This is a genomic window from Providencia sp. PROV268 (assembly GCF_028477805.1).
GTDB lineage: Bacteria > Pseudomonadota > Gammaproteobacteria > Enterobacterales > Enterobacteriaceae > Providencia > Providencia stuartii.
On sequence record NZ_JAMPLW010000057.1, the window covers coordinates 1 to 1,245 of the forward strand.

The following is a 1,245-nucleotide window of genomic DNA, read 5'->3' on the forward strand; positions in this document are numbered from 1 at the left end:
TTTGGACATGGACGGGTGAACATGAATTGATCCTAACGGGCGCTCATAATCCCTTTAAGCCTATGAGCGAAAATACAGTCAATAAAGCCTTACGCGTCATGGGCTATGATACGAAAACTGAAATTTGTGGACACGGTTTTAGAACAATGGCGTGCAGTTCACTTATTGAGTCCGGATTGTGGTCTAAGGACGCCGTAGAACGTCAGATGAGCCACCAAGAACGTAACTCAGTGAGGGCTGCTTATATTCATAAGGCAGAACATATAGACCAACGCCGATTAATGGTGCAATGGTGGGCTGATTATTTGGATGCTAATCGGGAACAAACTATTTCGCCATTCGACTTTGCCAAATTGAATAACCCAATGATTAATACCGGCGGTTAAAAATCAAATAAAAAACAGTTTAATTCTCTCATCCGGGGGCCTATTTGGGGGCCTCTGTATTCGATATAGACAAGAGCCCCCAAACAGTCTAAAAAGCACTATAAATTAAAATGTTAATCAAGATTAATCAACAAATTGCATCTATTTCTACGATTTGACTATGAGTACGATCTTACATGAAAAAGACTTTAACAGCGCTTGTATTGAAACACAGATGGCGCATAGCAATAAAAATGCGATACGTGGAACCTATAACCATGGCGCAATATTTAGAAGGTAGACGAGAAATGATGCAGTGGTATGCCGACTATATCGATTCATTGAGAAATGGTGGCAATATTGTTCATGGGAATTTTCATCGTCAAAACGCATGATAACTAACCACGATTTATCGTAATACATCTCATTCAATAAAGAAGCTTTATCACTGAAAGCCTCTGTCCTCACGGACAGGGGCTTTTTTGCTTTTAAATCAACCTAAAAGGAAATTATCATGGAAAATTACATTCGTTGCCCTGTATGTGACTCAACCCGTATTCGTGAACGTCATATCGGGAAAAAGACCGGAGCTGTTGCTGGTGGTGTATCAGGCGCACTAGCTGGAGCGTCTATCGGCTCTGCTGTTCCTGTTGTAGGGACGATTGCTGGTGCTGCGGTAGGCGCTCTATTTGGACGTTTAGTCGCTGGAGCTACTGCTGGGGCTGTGAGTGGTTCAGCTTTAGATGGCGTGGTATTTGATCGTTATGAATGTATCGAGTGTGAATACACGTTTGATTGATAGCCATAAGTTAACGGAAACCCCTGATGGGGTTTCATCTCTTAGGAGTCTGTGGGTCTGAACTGACCCTAGTTTATTGGA

At 42.2% G+C, this 1,245-nt stretch carries 2 protein-coding genes and 1 pseudogene; all 3 read left to right on the top strand.

What is annotated here, in order from left to right:
- The coding region (locus PR699_RS19575; RefSeq protein WP_272577902.1) for a tyrosine-type recombinase/integrase at positions 1-386 on the top strand (386 nt) is incomplete at its 5' end.
- Positions 387-543: 157 nt separating this feature from the next.
- Positions 544-760: pseudogene (locus PR699_RS19580) on the top strand (tyrosine-type recombinase/integrase); the annotation flags it as partial.
- A gap of 119 nt (positions 761-879) precedes the next feature.
- The gene (locus PR699_RS19585) at positions 880-1,164 is read left to right on the top strand and encodes a hypothetical protein (RefSeq protein ID WP_144141540.1); all 285 of its coding nucleotides are present in this window, start codon (positions 880-882) and stop codon (positions 1,162-1,164) included.
- Positions 1,165-1,245: the final 81 nt, after the last annotated feature.

What these genes read in the sequence shown, in the direction of transcription:
- PR699_RS19585 (WP_144141540.1), top strand. Translation starts at nt 880, where the DNA reads ATGGAAAATTACATTCGTTGCCCTGTATGTGACTCAACCCGTATTCGT.